The organism is Phenylobacterium sp., assembly GCF_036263695.1.
Lineage (GTDB): Bacteria > Pseudomonadota > Alphaproteobacteria > Caulobacterales > Caulobacteraceae > Phenylobacterium.
This window is the reverse complement of the sequence record NZ_DATAGM010000470.1, coordinates 1-3432: the sequence shown is the minus strand read 5'-3', so window position 1 is coordinate 3432 and position 3432 is coordinate 1. Positions and strand designations below refer to the sequence as shown.

General features: G+C 69.3%; 4 protein-coding genes and 1 pseudogene. 4 read left to right on the top strand and 1 reads right to left on the bottom strand.

Features of this window, described 5'->3' with window-relative positions; all coding sequences use genetic code 11:
* A partial coding sequence (locus VHK87_RS18960) for a helix-turn-helix domain-containing protein (protein ID WP_329636455.1) occupies nucleotides 1-858 on the top strand: 858 nt, incomplete at its 5' end.
* 90 nt (nucleotides 859-948) lie between these two features.
* Here VHK87_RS18960 and VHK87_RS18955 read toward each other — a convergent pair.
* Complete coding sequence (locus VHK87_RS18955) at nucleotides 949-1704, bottom strand: DeoR/GlpR family DNA-binding transcription regulator (RefSeq protein WP_329636454.1); 756 nt, start codon at nucleotides 1702-1704, stop codon at nucleotides 949-951.
* Nucleotides 1705-1830: 126 nt separating this feature from the next.
* Here VHK87_RS18955 and VHK87_RS18950 point away from each other — a divergent pair, with 126 nt between their 5' ends.
* The 3 genes and pseudogenes from VHK87_RS18950 to VHK87_RS18940 form a co-directional block, all read left to right on the top strand.
* The gene (locus tag VHK87_RS18950) at nucleotides 1831-2595 is read left to right on the top strand and encodes an NUDIX domain-containing protein (RefSeq protein ID WP_329636453.1); all 765 of its coding nucleotides are present in this window, start codon (nucleotides 1831-1833) and stop codon (nucleotides 2593-2595) included.
* Nucleotides 2596-2754: 159 nt separating this feature from the next.
* The gene (locus tag VHK87_RS18945) at nucleotides 2755-3060 is read left to right on the top strand and encodes a hypothetical protein (protein WP_329636452.1); all 306 of its coding nucleotides are present in this window, start codon (nucleotides 2755-2757) and stop codon (nucleotides 3058-3060) included.
* A gap of 114 nt (nucleotides 3061-3174) precedes the next feature.
* A pseudogene (locus VHK87_RS18940) lies at nucleotides 3175-3432 on the top strand (hypothetical protein); the annotation flags it as partial.

The window sequence follows — 3432 nt, the reverse complement described above, 5'->3', positions numbered from 1 at the left end:
GAGATTCGCCAGCTCTTGCAGCAAGTGATGCTGTCGTCGGTGACGCGGATGATCGCGCTGACCACCCTGGGCCAGCTGTACGCTCGCCGGGGGAACCAGGAGGCAGAAGCGACGCTCGATGAGGCAGCGGCACTGGCCGAGCGGACGGGCAAACTGGTGCGCATCAGTCCAGTCTGCGCCGCACGCGCCGAATTGGCCCTCCTGGACGGGGACCACCGGCGAGCGCTGGAAGAGGCAGGGGCCGTGCGCGAAGCGGTCTTCAGCCGAGGAAATCGCTGGGACCGGGGCGAACTCGCCTGGCTCTTGTGGCAGGCTGGTGACCGTGACGTTCCGACCGAGGGAATTGCCGCGCCCTACGCCATGCAGATCGCCGGCGACGTCGCGGCGGCGGCAGAGGCCTGGCGGGAGATCGGCTGCCCGTACGAAGAGGCGTGCGTGCTGGCCGCGAGTGATGACCCGAGCACCGTGCAGTGCGCCGCTGCGATCTTCGAGGGGCTGGGAGCGCAGCCAGCCCTGGGGCGTGTGATCCAGCGCCTGCAGGCCCTCGGCGTGTGCGACTTGCCGCCGGTCCGGCGCGGACCGCCGGCGGCGACCCGCGGCAATGCTGCGGTGCGACCGGCCGCTGCCCCAGCGTCGGCCGGATTGGCAGCGCGGCATCGGTTGACGGGGCGCGAGGTCGAAGTTCTGCGCCTGCTGACCCACCGGCGGACCGACCGGGAAATCGCCGACGAGCTCTTCATCAGCCCGAAGACGGCGGGATTCCACGTCGCCAACATCCTCGGCAAGCTCGGCGTTGCCAACCGGCGCGACGCCGCCACCCTCGCCCTCCGCGAGGGGCTGACCGTGCACCCCTCCTAGGAAGTTCTCCCGGGTCTCCCTGCCCCGGGCCCCGCCCGGCTCACCGTGCCCGGCGCCTGGGAGACAGGTGAGCCTCAGTGTTTCCCGTCGTCATGCCCGCACAAACGGCACGTTTGCGCCGGCGGCGAGGGCTACTGCGGCATCCGGGGCGTCCCGCTCGACGATCAGGCCGGCGACCTCGGCCAGGGAGGCGATGACGAAGGGCGAGGCGGCTCCCAGCTTCTCCGACGACGCCAGCACCCAGGTTTCTGCCGCCCGCTCGATGAGCAGCCGCTTGATCGCGGCCTCCTCGGCGTTGGCGGTGGTCAGCCCGGCCTCGGAATGGACCCCGGTGACGCCCAGGAAGCAGAGGTCGGCATTGATTTGGCGCAGCGATTCGGCCGTTTCGGCGCCGACCGCGACCACCGAGTGCTTGAACAACCGGCCCCCCAGCAGCAGGACCTCTACCCGCGGGTGATCGACGAGCTCCAACGCGGTGCTCGGACTATGCGTGACGACGGTGGCCGCAAGGTCGCGGGGCAGATGACGGGCGACTTGGGCGGCGGTGGTGCCACCGTCGATGAGGACCACCTGTCCCGGGCGGACCATCGCCGCCGCGGCTCGCCCGATGACGGCCTTGGCGTCGGGATTGAGCTCCATCCGGCCAGCGAAGTCGGCGACTGCCGGCGAGGCAGGCAGGGCGCCGCCGTGGACGCGTTGCAGCCGGCCCTGCTCGGCAAGGTCGCGCAGGTCGCGGCGGATGGTGTCTTCGGAAACGCCGATGTCCCGGGCTAGCACTGCCGACGAGACCTGTCCGTCCCGCTCGAGCCGGTCGAGAATTGCCCGCTTGCGCCCTTCAGTCAGCACGTCGCCTCCTTGCCCTTGCTGGTATCTGCACGATGTTGCATGAACATGCTTGACATAGCGTGTTACTGCCGGTATTGTAGCAGAATACCGGAGCAAACGTGCAAATAGCAGAATCGGAGGGACGCGATGAACAGCAAGCGGGCGATTGGCGTGGCAGCCGTGGCCAGTGCCGACCTGCCGGACCCACGGGTGCGGGTGCGCCGGGTGGACGTGCTAGCTGACGACTGGGGCGTGCTCAAGCGCACCTTCCTGGACTACCAGAGGGGCGACGGCACCTGGCAGGAACAGCGCCGCGAGACGTACGACCGGGGTGACGGCGCCGTGGTCCTCCCTTATGACCCTGTAGGGCGCACGGTGGTGCTGGTGCGCCAGTTCCGCTTCCCGGCGTGGTCGGTTGGCCACCCCGGCTTCTTGATCGAGGCGCCGGCCGGCCTGCTCGACGAAGCCAGCCCGGAGCGGCGCGTCGCCGCTGAGGCCGAGGAGGAGACCGGGTTCCGGCTGCGCACCCCGCGCAAGGTCTTCGAGCTGTTCATGAGTCCCGGCTCCGTCACCGAGCGACTGCACTGCTTCGTTGCCGAGGTCGAACCGGGCGCCGGCGTGGGCGGCGGCGTGGCAGCGGAGGGGGAGGACATCGAGGTGCTGGAGCTGCCCTTCACAGAGGCGGAGGCGATGGTCGCCAACGGCGAGATCGCTGATGCCAAGACCGTCGTCCTGCTCCAGTACGCCCGCCTGCACCTCTTCGCCGATCCGCCGACTGTTGATGGCTTTCCCATGCGGCCGGACGGGCCGAGCGATGACTGCAGTTGCCCGAGCAGGACGGCTCGACGAACGCGGCGGTGCTGGTGGCATGGAGGTGGTGAACTACCGCCCTCGCCCTCTGCAAGGGCCTGACCACAGCTCCCTCCTAGGATGTTCTCCCAGGTCTCCCTGCCCCAGGCCATGCCGGTAAACCGGAGATTCCTCCCGGTGTGCATAGCCGGACCAATCGTCATGATAGACCCGTGCCCAGCAGATGCCAGGTGCCGGAAGGGCCGGCCTGAAAGGACCGTCATGCTCGATTTCATCGTCTATTGGACCACTGATCGCCGAATCCAGGAGCGGAACCAGATGGAGCGGAAGCAGATGCACGAGATTGTCGCCTTCACCACCGCCCAGCGGCTGACCGCCGACGAGGCGCGTTCGGCGCTCCCGACCAGCCCCATCCACCCCAACCGGCGCCGCCACAGCGTGCGTCGGGAGGTGAGCGTCACCTTGCGCCGGCTCGCCGACCGCCTCGAGCCGGCCCTGGCGAGCGCCGGGCCGGTCCCGGCCGAGTACCGCGACGGGCCCTACCGAAGGGAGGCCACCACGACCTAACGCTACTTCGCGCTCGGACTGCCGATGCTGCCCCTGCGGCTCGGTTGCAGTGCGGGCGACCTAGTACCCCTCGAGTTTTCGGGTCACGACCCTACGACAAGGAGCGAACGCAAGATGTCTACTACTCTCACCGCCCCAGCTACCCCCGATCTCGTTGCCATCAAGCAGCGACAGCAGCAAGCCTGGGCCACCGGCGACTACGCGGTGGTCGGCTCGACGCTCGTCATCATGGCCGAGGGGCTCTGCGAGGCCCTCGACCTGCGCGCCGGCCAGCGAGTCCTCGACGTCGCCACCGGCAATGGCAACGCGGCGCTGGCCGCCGCCCGACGCTTCGCCACCGTCACCGGCCTCGACTACGTGCCGGCTCTGCTG